We start from the raw sequence: 20,168 nt of genomic DNA, 5'->3' as shown, positions 1-20,168 counted from the left end.
CAGCGACGTCTGTGCCGCATCAGCCGTCCCTCCGCAGGCTGAGGGTCAGCCCCGCAGACTTCAGTTCCACCACCGGCATGGTTGCGACCTGCATCAGCTTGCGCATCTGTTCCAGCTCCGGCGACGACAGCAACGGATAGTCGCGGCGCACCGGTCCCGCTGCGAGCATCTTGTCGATGTCCGCCTGCGGCACGGTCGCGCGCAGGATCAGTTCATCCTCGTCCTGCGTGCCATATTGTTTCATCAATTCGGCCAGGTCGGGATCTGGCGGGGGATTGTCGAGCACTTCCTTCGCCCGTGCGCTGCCCATGATCCGGTCCAGCACATTGGCGTCGATCGGCGCGACTGTGTCGCCATAGAAGCCGGCGGCATATTGCACGACTTCGTCCGGCACCGTGCCATAACGCTGGCCGGTGACGATATTGAGCACTGCCTGGATGCCGACCAGTTGGCTGAACGGCGTCGCCATGCCGGGATAGCCCAGTTCCCGGCGCACCGCCGCGACCTCCGCCAGCACATCGCCGATCCGGTCGGTCATATTGTGCATGGCCAGTTGCGCCTTGAACGTGCCCATCATCCCGCCGGGGATCTGATGCTCGATCGAGAAAATATCATATTCGGCATATTGGTCGACCAGGAAGCCCGCCGCCTTGCCGACGGCGCGGAAATGATCGGCAACTGGCTGAAACAGGCTGGTGTCCAGATTATGCGTATGGCCCTTCAACTCGATATTGCGCACCATCGTCTCGGTCGCGGGCACGGACGGGCCGTTCGCCATCGGCTTGCTGGCGGTGTGGAGGACGGACACGCCCAGGTCCACCGCATCCAGATAGGCCTTGGCGGTCTGGCCCAGCAGATTGTTGGCGTGGAATTCGATCGGCTTGCCATTGGCTGCCGCGACGATGCCAGGCATCAGGGTCTGGAGCCGCTCCTTCTCCAGCACGCCGGCCGTGTCGTACAGCAGGATGCTGTCCACATCCGGGCTGGCCGCCAGCACACGCACCTTTTCCGCATAATAGGCATCGGTGTGAACGGGCGAGAGCGCGAACATGACGGCGGCCGCCACCCAGGCGTCGCTTTCCTTCGCGACCTTGGCCAGGCGCAGCATGTTGTCGAAGCCGAACAAGACGTCGTATATCCAGAAGGACCGCACGCCATGCGCGCACAGGCGGCGGACCCACAGGTCCATCAATGCGCGCGGGCTGACGCTGAACGTGACGTTGGCGTTGGCGCGCAGGCCCGCGCGCAGCGGCGTATTGGGCATGGAGGCGACCAGCAGGTCCAGCCCTTCCCAGTAATTTTCCTGACAATAGCGCGTCAGCACGTCGAGCATCCCGCCGCCGGTCAGGTCGATCGTCCTGAACCCGGTTCTGTCGATCAGCGGCGACACCGGCAGCGCCATGCCCGCGCGCATCCGCAAACCCCACAGGCTTTGCTGTCCGTCGCGCATCGTTTCGTCGAGAAATTCGATATGAGCCATTTGCCTATACTCTCCCGCGGCCACAAGGCGCTTTTTTCTGAAGGTTCAATCGCACGCGATGTAGAAGAGCGGCTGTCCACCCTCGACCAGATCGGCGTCGGCGACCGCGACGTGCCGAACCGTCCCGGCGATGCCTGCCTTCACCGACGTAAAGAGCTTCATCACCTCGATCAGGCACAGTTCGCTATGCGCCTCGACCCGCTGCCCGACCTCCACGAAGGGCGGCGATCCGGGCTTGGGCGCGCGATAGAAAGTCCCCAGATTGGGCGCCTTTACCGCTGTCCATGCCGGATCGATCGGGCCTGCGCTGGCTTGCGCGCCAGGCGCATCTGTCATGATCTGCGATTGTGCTCCGGCAAGCGGCGGGGCGGCGACGGGCACGCTCGCCGGTTGCGCGCCATCCAGCGACGGCGCTGCCCTGTCCTGCGACAGCAGCAGGCTGATCGCGTCGCTTTCGACCCGCAATTCGGTCCATCCACCGGCCTTGAACAGGTCGGCCAATATCTCAATGTCACGCAGCAATTGTTCGCTCATCGGGTCGGCACCATTGGATGAAAGGTCCATCGTCAGGCCGCACGCGCATCCGCAACGACGGCACGCGCGGCCAGCGTTTGCGCCATGATGCGCTCATAATGCCAGACATGGTTGCCAAAGCCATGCTCCATCACCTTGGCCCGGCGCAGGAAGCGGTGCAGCCCCAATTCCCATGTGAAACCCATGCCGCCATGGATCTGCACCGTTTCGTTGCAGACGTCGCGCGCGATTTCCCCGCAATAGGCCTTGGCCATGGATGCGGCGCGGCTGCGATCGGGATCATTTTCCGCTGCGGTCCAGAAAGCGTAATAGGCCGCCGAACGCCCCGCCTCTACCGCCACGGCCATGTCGGCGCAGCGATGCTTGATCGACTGGAACGCGCCGATCGGCTGGCCGAACTGCACCCGCGTCTTCGCATAGTCGACCGATGCGTCCAGCATCCGCGCGGCGATGCCCATCGCCATGCCGGCATAGACGATCGCGGCGGCGTCCATCAGTCGGGATATGACATCGCCCGACCCAGCATGGCCGATCAACGCCCCGTCCATTACCGCCGCGCCGTTCAGCGTCACTTCGCACAGGCCGCTGGACGGATCAATGTCAGCATGATGGCGGATGGCCACTCCCCGCGCATCGCGCGAAAGCATGATCAGCCCGACACGGTCATCGACGCGCGCCACGACCAGGATCATGTCGGCAATGTCGGCGTCCGGCACCAATATCTTGACACCGGTCACGCCATTGCCGCCCATCATGGTGCGCACCTGCGCCGGGTCGTACCCCTGCCCGTCCTCCATCACGGCCAGCGCGATCCGCACGTCTCCGGTCGCGATGCGCGGCAAGAGCGTTTCGCGCTGCGCCGCCGTGCCTTCGCGCGCGATGATGTCGGTCGCGATCAGCGTGGACGCCGCGATCGGTGGCGCAAGCCCCGCGCCCAGCGCCTCGATCGCCAACGCAACATCGACCAGCGTCAGCCCTACGCCGCCCTGCGCTTCGGGCACCAGCAGCGCGAACAGGCCAAGGTCGGCAAGCGCCCGCCAGACCGCCGGATCGCGCGCCTGCGCCGGGTCAGGCCCGGTCAGCGCGGGGAAGTCAGCAAGCAGCGCGGCGACGGTTTCGCCCAGGCTCTTCTGTTCTTCGTTGAAGCCAAAATTCATGGCGCCGTCCCCCTAACGCGGCAGGCCGAGCATACGCTCGCCGATGATGTTACGCTGGATTTCCGAGGAGCCGGAATAGATGGTGAAGGCTTTGGACTGGAGATAGCTCAGCTGGAACCGCCCGCCGCCCGCGCTCAGCGGATCGGGCGCGGCGATGGGGGCCGTCGGTCCCAATATGTCCATCGCGGCCTCATACATATTCTGCGCCGCATGGCTCCAATAGAGTTTGATGACGGAGGCGTCCGGCCCGCGATCATCGCCGTTCAGATATTTGCTGAATGTCCGCACCGCATTCAGGCGCATGACTTCGACCTGTGTCACCGCACGCGCCAGTTTCTGCCGCACGATCGGATCGTCGATCAGCATGGCGTCGCCCCTTGGCGTCGCGGCGACCGTGCCGATCAGCTTGTCCAGTTCCTGGCTGAACCGAATTTGACGCCCCAGCGCATCTTCCGGGCCGCGTTCATAGGCCAGCGTCGTCATCGCGATGCGCCACCCGTCGTTGATGTCGCCAACAATATTGGCGACCGGCACTTCGACATCGTCGAAAAAGGTTTCGTTGAATTCGCATTCGCCCGAAATCTGGCGCAAGGGGCGGATCGAGACGCCAGGGCTTTTCATGTCGATCAGCAGGAAGCTCAGCCCCTTATGCTTGGGCGCGTCGGGGTCCGTGCGCACCAGCGCGAAGCACCATTGCGAATATTGCGCAAAGCTGGTCCAGATTTTCTGGCCGTTGACGATGAACCTGTCGCCCCGTCGCTCGGCCCGCGTGCGCACCGACGCCAGGTCGGACCCGGCATTGGGTTCCGAAAAACCCTGGCACCATACATCGTCCGACGACAGGATGCGGGGCAGGAAATATTGCTTCTGCGCTTCGGTGCCGTGCCGCAGGATGGTGGACCCGGCAAGATTATGGCCGATGATGTTCAGCCCTTCGGGCGCGCCTACCCGCGCCATCTCCTCGGCAAAGATCGCGCGCTCGACCAGCGTGGCGCCGCGCCCGCCATATTCCACTGGCCAGTTGATCCCGCTCCACCCGCCCGCATGGAGCTTTTTCTCCCAGGCGAGGCGGAACATCGCCCGTTCGTCCTCATCCTCCGGTTCGAACACCGTCTCGCCCCAGCCCGACGGCAGCGCATCGGCCAGCCAGGCGCGCAGGTCTGCGCGGAACCCCTCTTCCTGCGGGCTATAGCTGAAATCCATGATTCTAGCCCCTCAAGGCGGCCGCGGCGAAATCGGGCGCGCGCTTTTCACGGAACGCCTGCACGCCTTCCTCATATTCCGGCGTCAGATAGGCGACTGTCTGGGCATAGCTTTCATATTCCAGCATTTGATCGAGCGTGGCGTTGCTGGCCTTGTTCAGCAGCGTCTTGGTCATGCCGATCGCAGTCGGCGATCCGGCGGTGATCTTGGCCGCGATGGCGCGGGCGCGCTCCAGCAGTTCGTCATGCGGCACCACATGATTGACGATGCCCAGCGCCGCCGCTTCCTGCGCCGACACCTTGCGGGCGGTATAGCAAAGCTCCTTGGCCTTGTTGATGCCGATCACCCGGCCCAGCAGGTAGAGCCCGCCCAGGTCCGGGACCAGCCCAACGCGGGCGAAGGCCTGGATGAAGCTCGCATTCTCGCTCGCCACGATGAAGTCGCAGGCGAGCGCGATGTTGAACCCCGCCCCGGCCGCCGCACCGTTGACCGCCGCGATCACCGGCTTTTCGATGCGGAACAGCGGCTCCAATATATCCTTCAATATCCAGCGATGCCGGGTCCGCCGTTGCAGCGGCGTCATGTCGTCCTTGCGCGCCTTGAGGTCCGCGCCGGCGCAGAAACCGCGCCCCGCGCCGGTCAGGATGATGCAGCCAACGTCCCGGTCGGCCGCGACCTTGCCCAGCAAATCCTGCAATTCCTGATAGAGTTCGTCGGTCGTCGCATTCATCGCGTCGGGCCGGTTCAGCGTGATCGTCGCGATCCGGTCGCTGACGTCGTAGAGCAGATTATTATAGACCATGGGGCATCCTCATGCGGAAGCGGCCGGCTCAGGCGGTTCATGCGCCAGGTCGCCGTCGGTGGAATCGGGGATCGCGAACCATTGTTCGGGAATGTTGCGCGGAATACGGAAATCATGGGCGGGAATGACGATGTCGCTATTGTCCTGCACGCGGCGCATCGCTCGCTGCCAGTCGCGCTCGCTCTCGCTGCGGATGTTGCCGGTCAGATAGGCGCCGGTCAGCGACCGTTGCGGATGGCTGGTGGCGCGGGCGTCGGCGGGGAACCAGTAGCGATAATGGTCGCCAAGGTCCGATACGATCGCCGCCCTGCCCTTCGCCGTATCGACGATGACGACCTGCATCCCTTCGGTATGGCTGGGCAGGGACAGCAGGCGGATGCCGGGAAACAACTGATGGTCGCCGTCCAGCAGCATCAATTGCGCCGGGCGTTTGCGCGCCATCAGATTGTCGAGCGTCGATTTCCAATAGAATATCCGCTGCGATGGCACGGGATCGACCGCCGCCAGCAACTCGGCCCGCTGCACGACGACGCAAGCATCGGGGAACAGGTCGAGATTGTCGGCATGATCGAAATGCATATGGGTCAGGACGACATGGCTGATGTCGGTCGGCGTCAGCCCCTCCGCCGCGAGCGCCGCGATCAGCGCCGGATGACCGCCGCCTGTGCCCTGCACTCGCAACCGCTTGTGGATGGTCGGGATGTCCGCCATCCCGCTATCCACCAGGATAGTGCGGCCCTCCCCCCGGACCAGCCAGCAATGCACCGGATCGCGCATAACCGATCCGCCATGCGGCAGATACAGCTCGCCCAGCTGGAGGGAAGTGATGCGATAGTGGCTCACTCCTCGATAACCTCGAAGCGTTCGATGTCGGACACGCGGCCCTTGCGCTCGCCCTGCGTCCACACGGCGCGGACACGGGTGCCCGGCTTGATCTTCTCCTTGGCCTCTTCCAGGCTGTCGATCTCGATCACATGGATCATGCGGGTCGATGCGCCGTCCAGCACGATCTCCGCATAGACATAGGGCACCTTGCGGGTCTGGCCATAGACTTCCATGTTGATGATGGAACAGCCGCGGATTGTCCCGGTGTCCTCACACGCCTTCCAGGTGCCGGTGCGACTGTGCGCGACATCGTCAATCTCGCGCGGGGGCAGCAAAGCGACGTCGCTGCCGGGCGATCGCACGCCCATGAAGCGGCCATTCTCCCGGATTTCATCGAACATGCGGCCATAATAGGGACCATAGGCATGTTCATAGTCCAGCTTCATAGCATAGGGGATGACGCCCAGCGGCTCTTCCATCGTCTCCAGCGGCTTGACCGTACCGAGCGGGGCGTCGGGTGCGGGTTTGAAACCCTTGACGGCCAGGATCGACTGTTCGACGCTGTCGTCCCATGCCGCCTCGACCCGCTGGCCGATCGACAGGTCGTCCAGTTCGGCGAGGATGCGGTGCGGGAAATCATTGTCGCAGCCATCGAGCCGGATGAAGCCGATCACCTGGCCATCGACGCGGGTAAAGGCGGTCAGCACGCCTGTATGGGGCGCTTCGACAAAGGCTTCGGGTTCTTCGCCGCCGGTGGAGGAGAAATCCTGCGCGGGTGCGACGACCTGCCCCGACGCGAAGCGCGACGCCACGATCCTGCGGTTCTTGACCTCCGCCAGGAAAGTGCCCGCCGCGCGGCCTGGCGTCAGCGTATAGGGCAGGTTGATCTCGCTGTGGAAAGTCGGCAGGTCGATCGGATAACTGTCCGGTGCGGAAAACATCGTGTCTCTCCTTATGCGCTCAGAACGGCGCAACCGCGCAGATTGGCCCAACCGCCGCCCGATTGGACAAGCGCGGTCTTGGCGTCCTTGATCTGGTGGCTTTCATTCTTGCCCATGACCTGCGTCGCCGCCTCGATCAGGCGGATCACGCCGACCGCGCCGATGGGGTTCGCGCCCATGCAGCCGCCCGACGGATTCACGGGTATGTCGCCGTCCAGTTGCGTCGCGCCGGACGCCATCAGCTCGGCCGCCTGTCCGGGCGGGCAAAGCCCCAGGCTCTCATAATAATTGAGTTCGAAGCAGCTATATGGCTCCTGCACCTCGACCACGTCGAATTGGCGGCGCGGATTGGTGATGCCGGCGGCGCGATAGACCTGGCGGCTGGCGATCGCCAACGGCTCCGACAGCATCAGCGACCGTTCGGGCGCATTATCCGCTTCGCAACAATAGGCCATGCCCCTGATCCAGGCCGGGCGGCTGGTCGAATGATGCGCCATCTTTTCCGACGACAGCACGATCGCAGCGGCGCCATCCGAAATGGGCGGCACGTCGAGCAGTTTGATCGGCCAGCAGAGCGGCTTGGAATTGAGGACGTCCTGGACCGACACCTCCTTCTTCACATGCGCATAGGGGTTGGCGATCGCATTTTTGCGGTTTTTGGCCGCGACCATGGCGGCGGCTTCCTCCGTATGGCCCAGCACATCCATGCGGGCGCGCCAGTAGGCGGCGGAAAAGCCCATGATGCCGACTGCGAACTCCCGGCCCCAGAAGGGATCGTAGAGGGTGGAGATCGAATATTGCAGTTGCCCTTCGGACAGCTTGTCATAGGCGACCACCAAAGTGCGTTCGGAGAAGCCGCCCGCAACCTGATAATAGCCGGCCAGCGCCCCGGCGAAGCCCGCACCGCCGCCGCTGGTCAGGCGGACCACCGACTTGCCCTGCGCGCCGATCGCATCGACCACCCATTTTTCCGGCTGGTTCACCGCGGCGAACAAGACCGGCCCGGTGGCGACGACGACGGTGTCGATATCCTCCATGCTCAGCTTGGCGTCCGCAAGAGCGCGGTCCACCGCCTCGCGCACCAGCCCTGCCTGGCTGACATCGGTCCGGCGGCGCGCATGATGGGTCTGCCCGACCCCGACAATTCCAACGTGACGGCCCATAATCAAACCTCAAGAGTGAAGACGCAGTTGTTCTGCATAGCGACGCCACCAGCGCCGTGGACGATGGCGCGGCGGGGGGCGCCGCCGCCGAACAGTTCCGGCTGGCTCAATTGCCGGCTGGCTTCCGCCAGGCGAACAAGGCCGGTCGCCATGATCGGATCGGCGGGCAAGGCGCCGCCCGACCGGTTGATCGCGACCTTGCCGTCGCGCGCTGCCGACAGGCCCTTGCCCGCTTCCGCCAGGCCCAGCGCCTCGATCGCCAGCAATTCGCCGATCACCGACGATCCGCTGATTTCGGCAATGTCCGCATCCGCCGACGTCCAGCCGGCATTGCGGTAGGCCATGGCGGCCGCCGTGGCGGCGGACGACAGTCGGCCGGCCTCGCGCGCAGCGAGGCTGTGCGTGTCCATCGACGTGCCCATACCAGTGATGAAGGCGGGATTGCGGCTGACCCGCCGGGCAATATCTTCCCGCGCGATCAGCACGGCGACCGCGCCGTCTACGGGTCGGGCGAACATCAGTTCGGTGAGCGGGGCGGCGCCTTCCTCGGCGGCGAGCACCGCATCTGCGTCAGGCAGGTCGTCGATCGCCACCTTGCCCGACGTTGCGGCAGCGGCCCAGCGTTCGGCGACAAGGTCAGCCAGATCGCGGCGCGAAAGCCCGCTTTCTGCCAGATAACGCTGCGCCAATATGCCGTTGGCGGCGCGCTGGCCGAAGCCGACGGGACGCTGGTAGAAGGGCTCCACCTGCGCGTTCCAATAGAGGTCGACATTGGATTCCGACGGCTTGCTATAGGCCACGATCAGACCGACCGAGGACGAGCCGGAGCGGATTTTGTTAACGCCGTAGAGCGCCGCCCAAAGACCGTCTTCCTCGACGCGCGCTTCTTCCTTGTGGTGCGCGCCGAGCGCGCCGAGAAAACCGCAGTTGGAAATGGACCGGCCATCGAGCACGTCGCTGCCGGAATCGATGATGAAGTCCACATCATCGATCGTCAGGCCTGAACCCTTGAATACCGACGTGACCACCGAAGAGATCAGATCGATATGCTGGGCATTGTTCCAGGCAGGTCGAAATTCTGTCTGGGCGGTCGCCACGACCCCCACCTTGCTTAGCGCCATCAGTGCATTCCTCATCCCAGCACCATTCCCATGCTTGAAGCGGTGAACGGCGTTGTAGCCCTGGTTATGCCGCCCTCCATGCCCTAGTCAAGATAATTCGACGATTAGTCGGATTTTACTGATGGGGATGAAAATGGCCTATTCCCCGGCGAAATTGGCGATTATGATGATGGAATAAGGAGATTGCTTTTTACTTTTATCCGAAACATTATCGGGCAAAGCAAAATGGAGAGGTAGGATATGGGTTTGGACGTAACGGGCCGCTATCGCTATCCGGCGCCGAATCCGGCGTGGCTGGCCCACGCCCGCGAAGAGGCCATCGATCCCGACCTGCCGATCATCGACCCGCATCATCATCTGTGGGTGGAAGCGGGCATCCCCTATTTGCTCGACCAATTGCTGGCCGATCTGGGCGAAGGCCACCGGATCGATGCGACCGTCTTCGTCCAGGCCCATTATGCCTATCGCGCAGGCGGGCCGCGCCATCTGACGCCGGTGGGCGAGACCGAAGCGGTCGCCGCCATCGCTGCGGAGGCGGCGCGACGCGGCGCGGCCACCGCGGTCGCCGCGGGCATCGTCGCCCATGCCGACCTGATGCTGGGCGATGCGGTGGAGGAGGTGCTGGCCGCCCATATGGACGCCGCCGACGGCCGACTGCGCGGCATCCGCCATTCGGTGTCCCGCGACGAACTCTTCCCCGACGGCATCGTGCTGCGCCCCTCTCCCGCAGGGATGCTGGCCGACCCGGCCTACCGCGCCGGGCTCGCGCGGGTGCAGGCGGCGGGCCTCGTCTATGACGCGATGCTCTATCACCGGCAGATCCCCGAACTGATAGCGCTGGCGCGGGCCATGCCCGACCTGACCATCATCCTCGACCATATCGGCTGCATCATCGGCGTCGGCCCCTATGAAGGGCGCGCGGACGAGAATTTCGAGCGCTGGTCGCAGGACATGGCCGATCTTGCCCGCTGCCCCAATGTTCGCGTCAAGATCGGCGGCTTCGGCATGATCATCTGCGGGGCGCGCTGGCATGAACGCGACGCGCCGCCATCTTCGATCGAACTGGCCGACGCATGGCGCCCCTATGTCGACCGCTGCATCGCCCTGTTCGGCGCGGACCGCTGCATGTTCGAAAGCAATTTCCCCGTCGACAAGGCGATGTATTCCTACGCCACGCTCTGGAACGCCTTCAAGCGGCTGGCCGCCGGCGCCAGCGCCACGGAAAAGCACGCCCTGTTCGCCGGCACGGCGACCGCCAGCTATGGCCTGTCGCTGCCCGCTCTGGCCGATGCGCACAATGGCTAATCGCGCCACCCGCATCTTTCGCCTCGCGGCCGAGTCGCCCGACCGGACGGCACTGGTGTTCGAGGGCGCGACGCACAGCTTCGCCAGGCTGGCGCAAGGTGTGCAGGCGATGGCCGGCGGCCTTGCCGCGCTGGGTATTGGCCATGGCGACCATGTCGGGCTACTGCTGCGCGCCTCGCCCGACTTCATTCTGGCGCAACAGGCGCTATTCGCGCTCGGCGCGGTGGTGACTCCCATCAACATCCTCTATCGCGCGGGCGAGGTGCGCCACGCCGTAACTTGCTGCGCGCTCGGCCATATCGTCACCACCCGCGACCTCGCCGACGCGCTGGACGCCGACATGGATTGCCCGCTGATCCTGCTGGACGCGCCGGGGGACCACGCGAACCGCCGGTCGCTACCGCGCGCGATCGAGCAGGCCACACCCCTTCCTGCGCCCGTTCCGCTCCAGCCGGAGGAGATGGCCATGCTCCTTCTCACCAGCGCCACCACGGGCAAGGCGAAAGGCGTCATGCTGTCCGCCGCCAATCTCGCCGCCAATTATGACAGCACGCCGGGCTGGCTGGGCCTGGACGGAGACAGCGTCATCCTGTGCGCCTTGCCGCTCTACAACACGTTCGGCCTTAACCAGTGCATCAACGCAATGCTGGTGACCGGCTGCACGCTGGTCCTGCACGCGCGCTTCGACGCGACCGCCTGCATCGACGCCATCGCGGCGCACCGCTGCACCTTCCTGCCCGCCGTGCCGACGATGCTGCAGAAAATCCTCGATCATCCCTCCGCCAACCGTGATTCGCTCGGTTCGCTCCGCACGATCATGACTGGCGGCGCGCCGGTGCCGTCCGCCCTGCTGCAACGGCTGCTGGCAGTCGCGCCGGACGCTCGACTGCTCACCGGCTATGGCCTCACCGAAGCGACCGCGCTCGTCACCCTGACTGAGGTCCGGCTCGGCGCCGACGGCGCGATGGAGCGGGAACGCACCATCGGCCGCGTGCTGGACGGCATGGATCTGGTCATCATGGACGATGGCGGCGCCCCTTGCCCCACCGGCGTCAACGGCGAAATCGTCGTGCGCGGGCCGAACCTGATGGCGGGCTATTATCGGGCGCCGATCGACAGCGCGATGGCGCTGCGCGACGGATGGCTGCGAACCGGCGACATCGGCCATCTCGACGCGGACGGCTACGCCTTTATCGTGGATCGCAAGAAGGACGTCATCATTCGCGGCGGCCAGAATATCTACCCCGCCGACATAGAGGAGATACTCTATCAGGTGCCCGGCGTCGCGGAAGCGGCGGTGATCGCGCGCGAGGACGCGATGCTGGGCGAAGTCCCGGTCGCCTTTGTCGCGTTTCAGCCCGGCCGCCACCCGACGCCCGATCAAATGCTCGCCCATTGCCGCACCCACCTGGCCGCCTACAAGGTGCCCGCCACGGTCACCGTTCTGGACGAACTGCCCAAGGGGCCGACGGGCAAGATACTGCGCCGCGCGCTGCGACCCCAGCCGGTCGCGGGCTGACCCATGATCGCGCCCCGTTCCGCCTTCGTCGATATCCGCGGATCGCGCCGCCATGTCCTGACATGGGGCGATCCGGCGGCGGCTCCAGTGCTCATGGTGCATGGCCTGCTGGACCACGCATATAATTGGGACTGGATCGCCAGCGCCTTGACCGACCGCCATCATGTCGTCGCCATCGACCTGCGCGGCCATGGCGACAGCGACTGGACCGGGCGCGGCTCCTACGCCCTGTCCAACCATGTGATCGACCTGGCCGACTGCGTCCATGCGCTTGGCCTCGATCGTCTCCATCTCGTCGGCCATTCGATGGGCGGCCACATCGCCCTGCGCTTCGCGGCTACTTTCCCCGAACACGTACGATCGCTCTGCAGCATCGAGGGCGTCGAATTGCCGATCATCCGCGATCAGGCGAAAGCGCCCAAACCCTACCCCGTCCGCCTGCGCGAATGGATCGATGGCCAGCGCCGCGACCGGCGACGCACGCCCCGCATCTATGCCGATGTCGCAGAGGCGGCGGCGCGCATGGCGGCGCATAATCCAGGTGTGGACGCAGAAACCATCGCCCATCTCGCCCGACATGGCGTCACCCGGACCGTCGAAGGCGGCTGGCGCTGGAAATATGACGACGCCTGCCGCAATCGCGCGCCCGAAGACGCCCATGGCGTCGATCTGGACGAGATATTGGCGGCCATCGCCTGCCCCACCTTGCTGGCCTATGGCGGGGACAGTTGGATTCCCGAACCCTCGGCCGACCGGCTCGCCCGCATCGCCGATCACCGGCTGATCCGCTTCCCCGGCGCCAGTCACTGGCTGCACCATCAATCGCGCGCCGCCTTCCTGACCGCGCTCACCGATTTCTTCGAAACCATCCGCTGAAAAGAGAATGTCCATGCGCGAAGCTGCCATCGTCTCCACCGCCCGCACGCCCATCGCCAAGGCGGCGCGCGGCGCTTTCAACGATACCGACGCCCCGGCGCTGGCCGGTCATGCGGTCAACGCCGCCATCGCCCGCGCGGGCATCGACCCCGCCCGGATCGAGGACGTCATCTTCGGCGCGGGCTCGCAATGGGGCGATCAGGGCTTCAACATCGGCCGCACCACCGTGTTCGCCGCCGGCCTGCCGGATTCGATCCCCGGCGCGTCGGTCGATCGCAAATGCGCCGGCGGCCTCACCGCGCTCGCCTTCGCCGCACGCGGCATCATCGCGGGCGACATGGATGTCGCGGTCGCTGGCGGCGTCGAATCGATCACCCACACGCGCGACTATGCGCCCACCCATCGCGCCCGCCCGGCGGCCGTGCTGGACCACAAGCCGCACGCCTATATGGCGATGATCGAAACGGCGGAGATCGTCGCCGAACGCTACGGCATCAGCCGCCAGGCGCAGGACGAGATCGCCGCCATCAGCCATCAGCGCGCCGCCGCCGCCGTTGCGGCCGGGCGCTTCACGGAAGAGATCGCGCCGATCACCGTCACCAAGAATATCGTCGAGAAAGACGGCAGCATGTCGGGCACCGAAACGCTGACGCTGTCGGTGGACGAAGGCATCCGCGCCGACACCACGGCGGAAGGGCTGGGCCGGCTGAAGCCGGTCTGGCGCGACGGCCAGATCGTGAAGGAAGGCAGGTTCGTGACCGCGGGCAACGCCAGCCAGCTGTCCGACGGCGCCTCCGCCCAGATCGTGATGGACCATGCGACGGCCAAGGCGGAGGGACGCGAGATTCTCGGCCTCTATCGCGGCTTCCAGTCGGCCGGTTGCCCCCCGGAGGAGATGGGCATCGGCCCGATCTTCGCCATACCCAAGCTGCTGGATCGCGCCTGCCTCAAGGTCGAGGATATCGGCCTGTGGGAAATCAACGAGGCTTTCGCCAGCCAATATCTCTATTGCCGCGATTTCCTGGGCATCGATCCAGAAAAGATCAACGTCAATGGCGGCGGCATCGCGCTCGGCCATCCCTTCGGCATGACCGGCAGCCGCATCGCGGGCCATGCCCTGATCGAGGCGCGGCGGCGCGGCGTGCGTTGGGCGATCGTGTCCATGTGCGTGGCCGGCGGCATGGGGTCCGCCGGCCTGTTCGAAATTCCGGGCTGAGGCGGCCCATGAACGAGCAGCGCTGCGATGCGAATGTCGTCAACGCCATCGTCCCTCTTGAGCGGGATCGAATCGGATCAAATTCCCGCTGTCCTACAGCCTCTCCCTTATGCAATGAAGCCAACGCGGCTTCTTTGACATCGTCAGCCTCGACACTGCGCCTCGCGTCAGGACGATTCCCAACGTCCTTCTCGTAACGCCAAAGGCTGCGGCAGCCGTCAAAGGCGACATAAGGTGACATAGTCCGGTGCGATTTGCGGCGACTTTGTCACTTTACGCGCTTTGCCTCGCCAACATGCAGGCTTTAGAAGGATGTGATGACGCTGCGCGCGATCGCGCCGCCCTTCAATTCCTTATAGGCGTCGTTGATGTCGGCCAGGTTAATCTCGCGCGAAATCAGGTCGTCCAGATTGAGCTTACCCTCCAGATATAGTTGGGCATACATCGGTATGTCATGCTTGATGTTGGACGACCCCATATAGACGCCGCGCAGGTCGACCTGATTGGTCAGCAGGTCGATCGTGACATTGACGTCGATCGTATTGGCAGGCGAATGCACCCCGATCAGATAGGCGCCGCCGCCCTTGCGGACCATCTTGATCGCCTGTTCCGACGTCGCCTTGATGCCCACCACCTCGAATGCGTGATCGACGCCGCCCTCGATCAACGCTTGCACCGCGGCCACGCTGTCGCCTGCGGATGCATCGATGAAGTCGGTCGCGCCGAACTTGCGCGCCAGCTCTTCCTTCTTCGGCTGCATGTCGATCGCGACGATCCGCGCCGCGCCCGCCAGTTGCGCGCCGGAAATCACGTTCAGCCCGACCCCGCCGATGCCGATCACCGCGACCGTATCGCCCGGCCGGACCGACGCCGTATTGATCGCCGCGCCAGCGCCGGTGATCGTCCCGCAACCCAGCAGCGATGCCTGGGCGAAGGGCAGTTCCTTGGGCACCTTGGCAAGCTGGTTTTCATGCACCAGCGCGCGTTCCGCAAAGGCGCCCGTGCCGAACACCTGCGCGACCCCCTCGCCATTGCGGGTCAGGCGATGCGCATGGTCGGGATCGTCGCGCAGCGTCTCTTCCGGATGGGTGCATTGATAGGTCCGCCCACCGATGCAGGCGCGGCAATGACCACAAAACTGGATCAGCGATCCCACCACATGATCGCCGACCACGAACTCGCGCACTTCCGGGCCGATCGCCAGGACGACGCCCGCCAGCTCATGTCCCAGAACAGCCGGCAAGGGTACGCCGAAGTCCTGCTCGGCAAAATGCAGGTCGGAATGGCACAGCCCCGACGCCTTCACCTCCACCAGCACCTCGCGGCCGCGCGGCGCATCGATGTCGATCTCCTCGATCTGGAATGAGCCGTCGAGGCTATTGAGAATGGCGGCCTTCATGATGTTCTCCAATGTTGCGAAAAGGTCGGAATGTCAGGCGGTCATCAAGGTCAGGACGTCGCGCATATCCTCCACCTCTTCCATGGCGCGGCAAAGCGCGACCAGCCGGTCGAGCTTCGCCTGCGGCAGCGCGACGGCGGCGAAGGGCGCGCACCGACCCAGCTTGTCGGCCAGATCGTCCCAGTCCATGGGATTGCGGCTATGGCCCTTCACATAGGGGGTGACATGGGTGAAACGGCGGCCGTCCGTCAGCACGATCGTGACGGAAAAGCCCTCAAACTGATCGACATGGGCGGGGTCGGCGATGATGTGGACGCGCTGCATCAATGCGCGCAGCTCCTCGTCCATGATCCGGTCGACGTGCAGATCCTGCAGGAAAAAGCCGCCGGTGATCGCCGCCGTCGCGATCGTATAGGGCGCGCTGAACATCGCTTCGGGAACGCTGCGCGGGTTCCATTTCGCCGCCGCTGGCTCGAATGTCATGCGCGCGCTGTTGCTGCCGACGCAGTCGATCCGCTCGATGTCGCGCCAGTCCAGCCCCTCGCCCTGCATGATGGCGACCGTGCTGGCGATGAAGCTGTGGGTGAATTTGCACGCGGAATAGGGCTTCATCGACAGCCCTTCGGCCAGCTGCCAGCGGGCGCCCAGACCGTCGGTCAGCAATTCGGGCCGCACGTCGTCCCAGGCGACATGTCGCAATATGCCGCTCGGCACGCCCTGAAATATGCCGCGCGGCGCCGTCACGCCGCGCCGCGTCAACAGCGCCGCCTTGACCGCCGTATCGCCGGCGAAGCTGTGCTGCACGCGAGCCATCTGCGTGCCTTCGGAATATTTATTATATTCCGACATGCCATGAACGGTATAGGCCATGCCCATCGCGTTCCATGTCTCGTCGGCGTTCAGACCCAGGATGCGCGCGACCGATGCGGCGGCGCATAGCGGCCCGTTCCATTCGCCCGGCATACCCCAGGTCGTATGATAGCGGACAAGGTTCAGCGCCGCGCTGGCGCGCACGCCCACTTCCGCGCCGGTGATGTAAGCGGTCAGAAAATCCCGGCCGCTGACCGGCCCGTCCGCGATCCCCAGCACGGACAGCATGGCCGGCACATTCCATTCGGTGACATGACCGCCCGTCTCATGCACGTCGCCCATGTCGATGGCGCGGGCCATCACCCCGTTGGCGAACGCCGCCATCGGCGCTGGCGCCCTATGCCCATGGACCAGCACGGTCGCCTGCGGCGCCCCGCCCCATTCCGCCACCTGATCGGCGATGGCGGGGCTGACCTCCCAGCCCGAACCCGCGATCGTCACCGCCAGCGTGTCCAGGATCGCCCGCTTGGCGAGATCGATCACGCCAGCCGGCAAGTCGGCGTAGCGCGTATCCGCGACCATCTGCGCCAGCGCGCCGGCGGGATCATGCTCTGGCAGGACGGGGTTTTCGTGCTTCATCCCGCCATCATCCCCGCGATGCTCGGCAATTCCTGCCGGTCGGGGTCCAGGCCGGTGGCGGCGAACCATGTGCGTTCGCGCAACGCCTGTTTTTCGCCATAGTCCAGCACGGCTTCCCAGACGGCGGGGGCCAGCGCCACCTTGCCATCTTCGCCCAGGATGATGCGGTCGATCAGGCCGCCCAGCGCAACGATGGCATGTTCGACCTCTGCCAGATCTCGCCCTTCCACCGCCTTGGCCGATGCGATCGCCTGCGCCAGTTCCTCGGCATAGCCGGGATCGACCACAGGCTGCATCTCCTCCGCCAGCGCGATCATGGCTTGAAAGGAACCGGCTTCGAATGCTGCCGCCCATCGCCATTGCTGCGCGATCATCCGCAAATGACCGATGCACAGATTGACCTGGTCCCTGGCGAGTCGCTCGCGCCCGGTCAGCGCCGGGAGGACCACCTGTTCCAGCGCCTTGATGATGTTCGAGATGCGCAAATCGATACTCGGCAGCATGGGTCAGCCCTTCCGAATGAGTTGGACGATATGGCTCAGGAAAACGGCGCCAGCGGAGCCAAGCCAAGTCAGCACGACTTCCTGGTGATTGTTGCTGGCGATCGAGGCGCGCATGGCCTGCCCCAGATCCATCACCGCGCATTTATAGGCGTTGAGCACTTCATAATAATGCAACCTGACCGGGTCGATCCGATTGCCGGAAGCAGCCTCATATTGCGTGACGAAATCGTCACGGGGCAGAAGGCCGCTGACCAGAAAGACGCCGTCGTCGCCCCAGGCGCCGAACAGTTTCTGCATGGTCCAGGCGATATCCTCATGAAAATCGCCGATGTGGGCGAGTTCCCAGTCGAGGACGGCGGTGAATTTGCCGCTCGGTTCCTCAAACATGAAATTGCCCATGCGCAGGTCGCCATGCACCAGCATCGGCCGATCGCACACCGGGGCATTTTCGCGCAGCCACCGCTCGGCGAGCGCGACGACCGGCACGGGTTCCACCAGACAATCCCACCAGACCTGCGACCACCAGTTGACCTGCCAGATCGCCGCCTGATTGCCACCACCGCGCGGCGCGTCGAAGAAGCGCAGCCGCGCCCGCGACCAGTCGAAACGATGGGTGGTGGCGAGCGCGTCGATATATTGCGGCGCCAACCTGTCGATCAGGCTGCCCAGCCGCCCCCCCATGCCGGACACACCGCCGCTTCCGCCCTCGCTGGGTTGCGTCACACCGCGCACAAAGCCCAGAATGACGGCCGGCTGCCCCAACAGATCGCCATCTGCATCGAACCACCGAACCGGCGCGACCGGCATGTGGTTGCCCATGATCGCCTGGATTTCCCCTTCCCGGCCGCGACAGGTCTGGGCGATCGCCTCAAGCGGGTCCATCCGCAGCACCAGCCGCTCGCCTTGCGGGTCTTCGCGATGGTTCAGCGTGAAGGCGAACTGCTCCTTCGATGCGCCGCCCGACATGCGTTCGACGTCGCTGATCGCAATTTCCTCCAGCCCCTTGGCCGCGAAGAATCCGGTGAGCATCGCCATCACCTCGGCGTCGGACTTGGGTCGATAGGGACCGGTATCGCGCAAGCGAACCGTTCGTTCCAATATATGGCGGATGCGCGGTTCCATCTCGGACCTGTCCCAGACGTCCACGTCCTCGCGGCTGGCAAGCGTCATCGGCATGGCGATATCCTCCTTCACCAGGCGAAGCGCCGAACATAGGGCCTGGCGAATGTGAGATAGTCGCGGTTCCAGCAGAATTCGCACCAGCCGGTGCCCTGTTCTCCGTCGACCGTGGCCGTAACCACGGCTTCGTTCAACAGTACGGCCGGGTCCAGGTCGAGCTGATATTTCGCGAAAGCCCGGCAATCGACGAAGACCGACCGCCCGTCGCTGTCAGTGACGGTGACGCGGAAGCGCTCCTGCATCATGTCGTCGTCATAATCGATGTCATAGTCGATGTTCTGGACATGCTGCATGACGCCGTCCTTGAACAGATATCCGCGCGTTTCGACCTTGCCGAACGACATCATCTCGAAGAAATGCACCGACACGCTCGGCGTGGTGGCGTGAAACCATTTATAATGCTGGTTGAGGCCCCAGACGCGCGGCCCCCAGCTATGATCGCGGATCATGAAATCGTTGAGCGCGAAATCCTTTCCGTCGATACGCAGATTGCCCTTGATCCTGCCATGCTGCTCGGTGCGATCATCACCATAATAGGGCGGGTTGCCTTTGGGATGCATACTGAAGGCATAGGGCGGATGAATCGCGCTCCATTGCCCTTCGAACTGGATGCGATCGCCCACCCAGCCCAGATCGATCGTTTTGAACGGCTCGCGCACAGCCATCAGCAAGGGACCAAAGCGCCAATCGTCAAAGTCCATGTCGTCCGACACCATCTGCTCGACTTCCTCCTCGATCGGCGCGCTTAGGCCGGGACCGAACAGGTGAAGGCGTCCCTTGGCATGGCCGTTGGCGCGCACCGTGGGATAATAGAAGCCGGCAATGCCATATTGCGGCAAGACGAACTGGTGGGTCGCGGATTCCCGGCCATCGTCCGCCATTTTATGGCGATAAGCGTTTTTGACGGGATAGTCGGCGAACGGCTCTGTGGTTTCAGGCATCTTCGGCTTCTCCTTGTATTTTCTGTTCTTCGGCTGCGCCTTCAGTCAGCGTCAGCCAGCATCGTCTCCAGGTCAGGCAGGTCGTTCTGGTCGGGGTCGAGCCGGTTAGCCTTGAACCAGCTTCGCTCCCGCCGGGCATGGCGCAGCGCATAGTCGAGCAGCGCGTCGATCGAGGCGGGCGGCAGCGGCGCATGATCCGTTCCGCCCAGAATGACCGCATCGACGGCGTGGCCAAGGTCGATATTGGCCCGTTCGATCGCGGTCACGCTGGCGCGATCGCACGCCTGCGCCATGGCCAGCGCGGCTTTCAGATCGTCCGCCAGCAAGGCCGACGCAGCGGGCAGCAATTGCCGGGCGAGTCCCTGCAAATCGTCAAGCGCCACCTGCTCGTAACGGAGCGCGGACTTCCATTGTTCGCCCATCATGCGCAAGTGACCGGCCACCAGCATGGCCTGATCGCGGGCCAGGCGCTGGTCGCGCGGCAGCGCGGGCAGGACCACCTGCTCCAGCGCCTTGATCATGTTCGCGATGCGCAGGTCGATATTGGGCAACATG

The 20,168-nt window shown here is 64.6% G+C and carries 19 protein-coding genes; 4 read left to right on the top strand and 15 right to left on the bottom strand.

What is annotated here, in order from left to right; translation table 11 throughout:
* Positions 1-19: 19 nt before the first annotated feature.
* From V473_RS05650 to V473_RS05610, 9 genes are read right to left on the bottom strand one after another with little or no spacing between them, the layout of a single operon-like run.
* On the bottom strand, positions 20-1,480 hold the full coding sequence (locus V473_RS05650) for a pyruvate carboxylase (protein ID WP_066601378.1): 1,461 nt from the start codon (positions 1,478-1,480) through the stop codon (positions 20-22).
* 45 nt (positions 1,481-1,525) lie between these two features.
* Positions 1,526-2,044: an acetyl-CoA carboxylase biotin carboxyl carrier protein gene (locus V473_RS05645; RefSeq protein ID WP_066601376.1), complete on the bottom strand. Its 519-nt coding sequence runs from the start codon at positions 2,042-2,044 to the stop codon at positions 1,526-1,528.
* Positions 2,045-2,046: 2 nt separating this feature from the next.
* On the bottom strand, positions 2,047-3,171 hold the full coding sequence (locus V473_RS05640) for an acyl-CoA dehydrogenase family protein (protein ID WP_066601374.1): 1,125 nt from the start codon (positions 3,169-3,171) through the stop codon (positions 2,047-2,049).
* Between the two features lie 12 nt (positions 3,172-3,183).
* Complete coding sequence (locus V473_RS05635) at positions 3,184-4,374, bottom strand: acyl-CoA dehydrogenase (RefSeq protein WP_066601370.1); 1,191 nt, start codon at positions 4,372-4,374, stop codon at positions 3,184-3,186.
* Positions 4,375-4,378: 4 nt separating this feature from the next.
* Positions 4,379-5,176, bottom strand: coding sequence for an enoyl-CoA hydratase/isomerase family protein (locus V473_RS05630; protein ID WP_066601369.1), 798 nt, complete (start codon positions 5,174-5,176; stop codon positions 4,379-4,381).
* 9 nt (positions 5,177-5,185) lie between these two features.
* Complete coding sequence (locus V473_RS05625) at positions 5,186-6,019, bottom strand: N-acyl homoserine lactonase family protein (protein WP_066601368.1); 834 nt, start codon at positions 6,017-6,019, stop codon at positions 5,186-5,188.
* On the bottom strand, positions 6,016-6,942 hold the full coding sequence (locus V473_RS05620) for an OB-fold nucleic acid binding domain-containing protein (protein WP_066601365.1): 927 nt from the start codon (positions 6,940-6,942) through the stop codon (positions 6,016-6,018). The genes V473_RS05625 and V473_RS05620 overlap by 4 nt, the downstream gene beginning before the upstream one ends.
* An 11-nt stretch (positions 6,943-6,953) precedes the next feature.
* Complete coding sequence (locus V473_RS05615; RefSeq protein ID WP_066601364.1) at positions 6,954-8,105, bottom strand: thiolase C-terminal domain-containing protein; 1,152 nt, start codon at positions 8,103-8,105, stop codon at positions 6,954-6,956.
* Positions 8,106-8,107: 2 nt separating this feature from the next.
* Positions 8,108-9,226 carry a thiolase C-terminal domain-containing protein gene (locus tag V473_RS05610; protein ID WP_148648327.1) on the bottom strand — a complete coding sequence of 373 codons (1,119 nt, stop codon included), beginning with the start codon at positions 9,224-9,226 and terminating at the stop codon, positions 8,108-8,110.
* A gap of 240 nt (positions 9,227-9,466) precedes the next feature.
* Between V473_RS05610 and V473_RS05605 the strand changes: the two genes are divergently transcribed.
* Genes V473_RS05605 through V473_RS05590 form a run of 4 tightly spaced genes read left to right on the top strand, consistent with a single transcriptional unit; the run spans position 9,467 to position 14,142 of the window.
* Positions 9,467-10,531 carry an amidohydrolase family protein gene (locus V473_RS05605; protein WP_066601361.1) on the top strand — a complete coding sequence of 355 codons (1,065 nt, stop codon included), beginning with the start codon at positions 9,467-9,469 and terminating at the stop codon, positions 10,529-10,531.
* A complete protein-coding gene (locus V473_RS05600; protein ID WP_066601355.1) occupies positions 10,524-12,050 on the top strand; it encodes a class I adenylate-forming enzyme family protein in 1,527 nt (508 codons plus the stop codon). The genes V473_RS05605 and V473_RS05600 overlap by 8 nt, the downstream gene beginning before the upstream one ends.
* A 3-nt stretch (positions 12,051-12,053) precedes the next feature.
* The gene (locus V473_RS05595; protein ID WP_201785478.1) at positions 12,054-12,926 is read left to right on the top strand and encodes an alpha/beta fold hydrolase; all 873 of its coding nucleotides are present in this window, start codon (positions 12,054-12,056) and stop codon (positions 12,924-12,926) included.
* Between the two features lie 13 nt (positions 12,927-12,939).
* A complete protein-coding gene (locus tag V473_RS05590) occupies positions 12,940-14,142 on the top strand; it encodes an acetyl-CoA C-acyltransferase (protein WP_066601354.1) in 1,203 nt (400 codons plus the stop codon).
* Positions 14,143-14,446: 304 nt separating this feature from the next.
* Here V473_RS05590 and V473_RS05585 read toward each other — a convergent pair whose 3' ends face one another.
* From V473_RS05585 to V473_RS05560, 6 genes are read right to left on the bottom strand one after another with little or no spacing between them, the layout of a single operon-like run.
* Positions 14,447-15,541 (bottom strand): alcohol dehydrogenase catalytic domain-containing protein, encoded by a 1,095-nt coding sequence (locus V473_RS05585; RefSeq protein ID WP_066601353.1) that lies wholly within the window; start codon positions 15,539-15,541, stop codon positions 14,447-14,449.
* 33 nt (positions 15,542-15,574) lie between these two features.
* Positions 15,575-16,990: an MmgE/PrpD family protein gene (locus tag V473_RS05580; protein ID WP_066601352.1), complete on the bottom strand. Its 1,416-nt coding sequence runs from the start codon at positions 16,988-16,990 to the stop codon at positions 15,575-15,577.
* Positions 16,987-17,493 carry a hypothetical protein gene (locus V473_RS05575; protein ID WP_066601350.1) on the bottom strand — a complete coding sequence of 169 codons (507 nt, stop codon included), beginning with the start codon at positions 17,491-17,493 and terminating at the stop codon, positions 16,987-16,989. Before V473_RS05575 ends, V473_RS05580 begins: the two co-directional genes overlap by 4 nt.
* A gap of 3 nt (positions 17,494-17,496) precedes the next feature.
* Positions 17,497-18,669, bottom strand: a complete 1,173-nt coding sequence (locus V473_RS05570) for a phosphotransferase family protein (RefSeq protein ID WP_066605142.1) — start codon at positions 18,667-18,669, stop codon at positions 17,497-17,499.
* A gap of 14 nt (positions 18,670-18,683) precedes the next feature.
* A complete protein-coding gene (locus V473_RS05565; RefSeq protein WP_066601349.1) occupies positions 18,684-19,613 on the bottom strand; it encodes a DUF7064 domain-containing protein in 930 nt (309 codons plus the stop codon).
* A gap of 41 nt (positions 19,614-19,654) precedes the next feature.
* Positions 19,655-20,167, bottom strand: coding sequence for a hypothetical protein (locus V473_RS05560; protein ID WP_066601348.1), 513 nt, complete (start codon positions 20,165-20,167; stop codon positions 19,655-19,657).
* Position 20,168 lies beyond the last annotated feature (1 nt).

Origin of the sequence: Sphingobium cupriresistens LL01, from assembly GCF_001046645.1 — a bacterium.
Lineage (GTDB): Bacteria > Pseudomonadota > Alphaproteobacteria > Sphingomonadales > Sphingomonadaceae > Sphingobium > Sphingobium cupriresistens.
The sequence above is the reverse complement of the archived record's forward strand: the minus strand, read 5'-3'. Positions and strand labels throughout refer to the sequence as shown.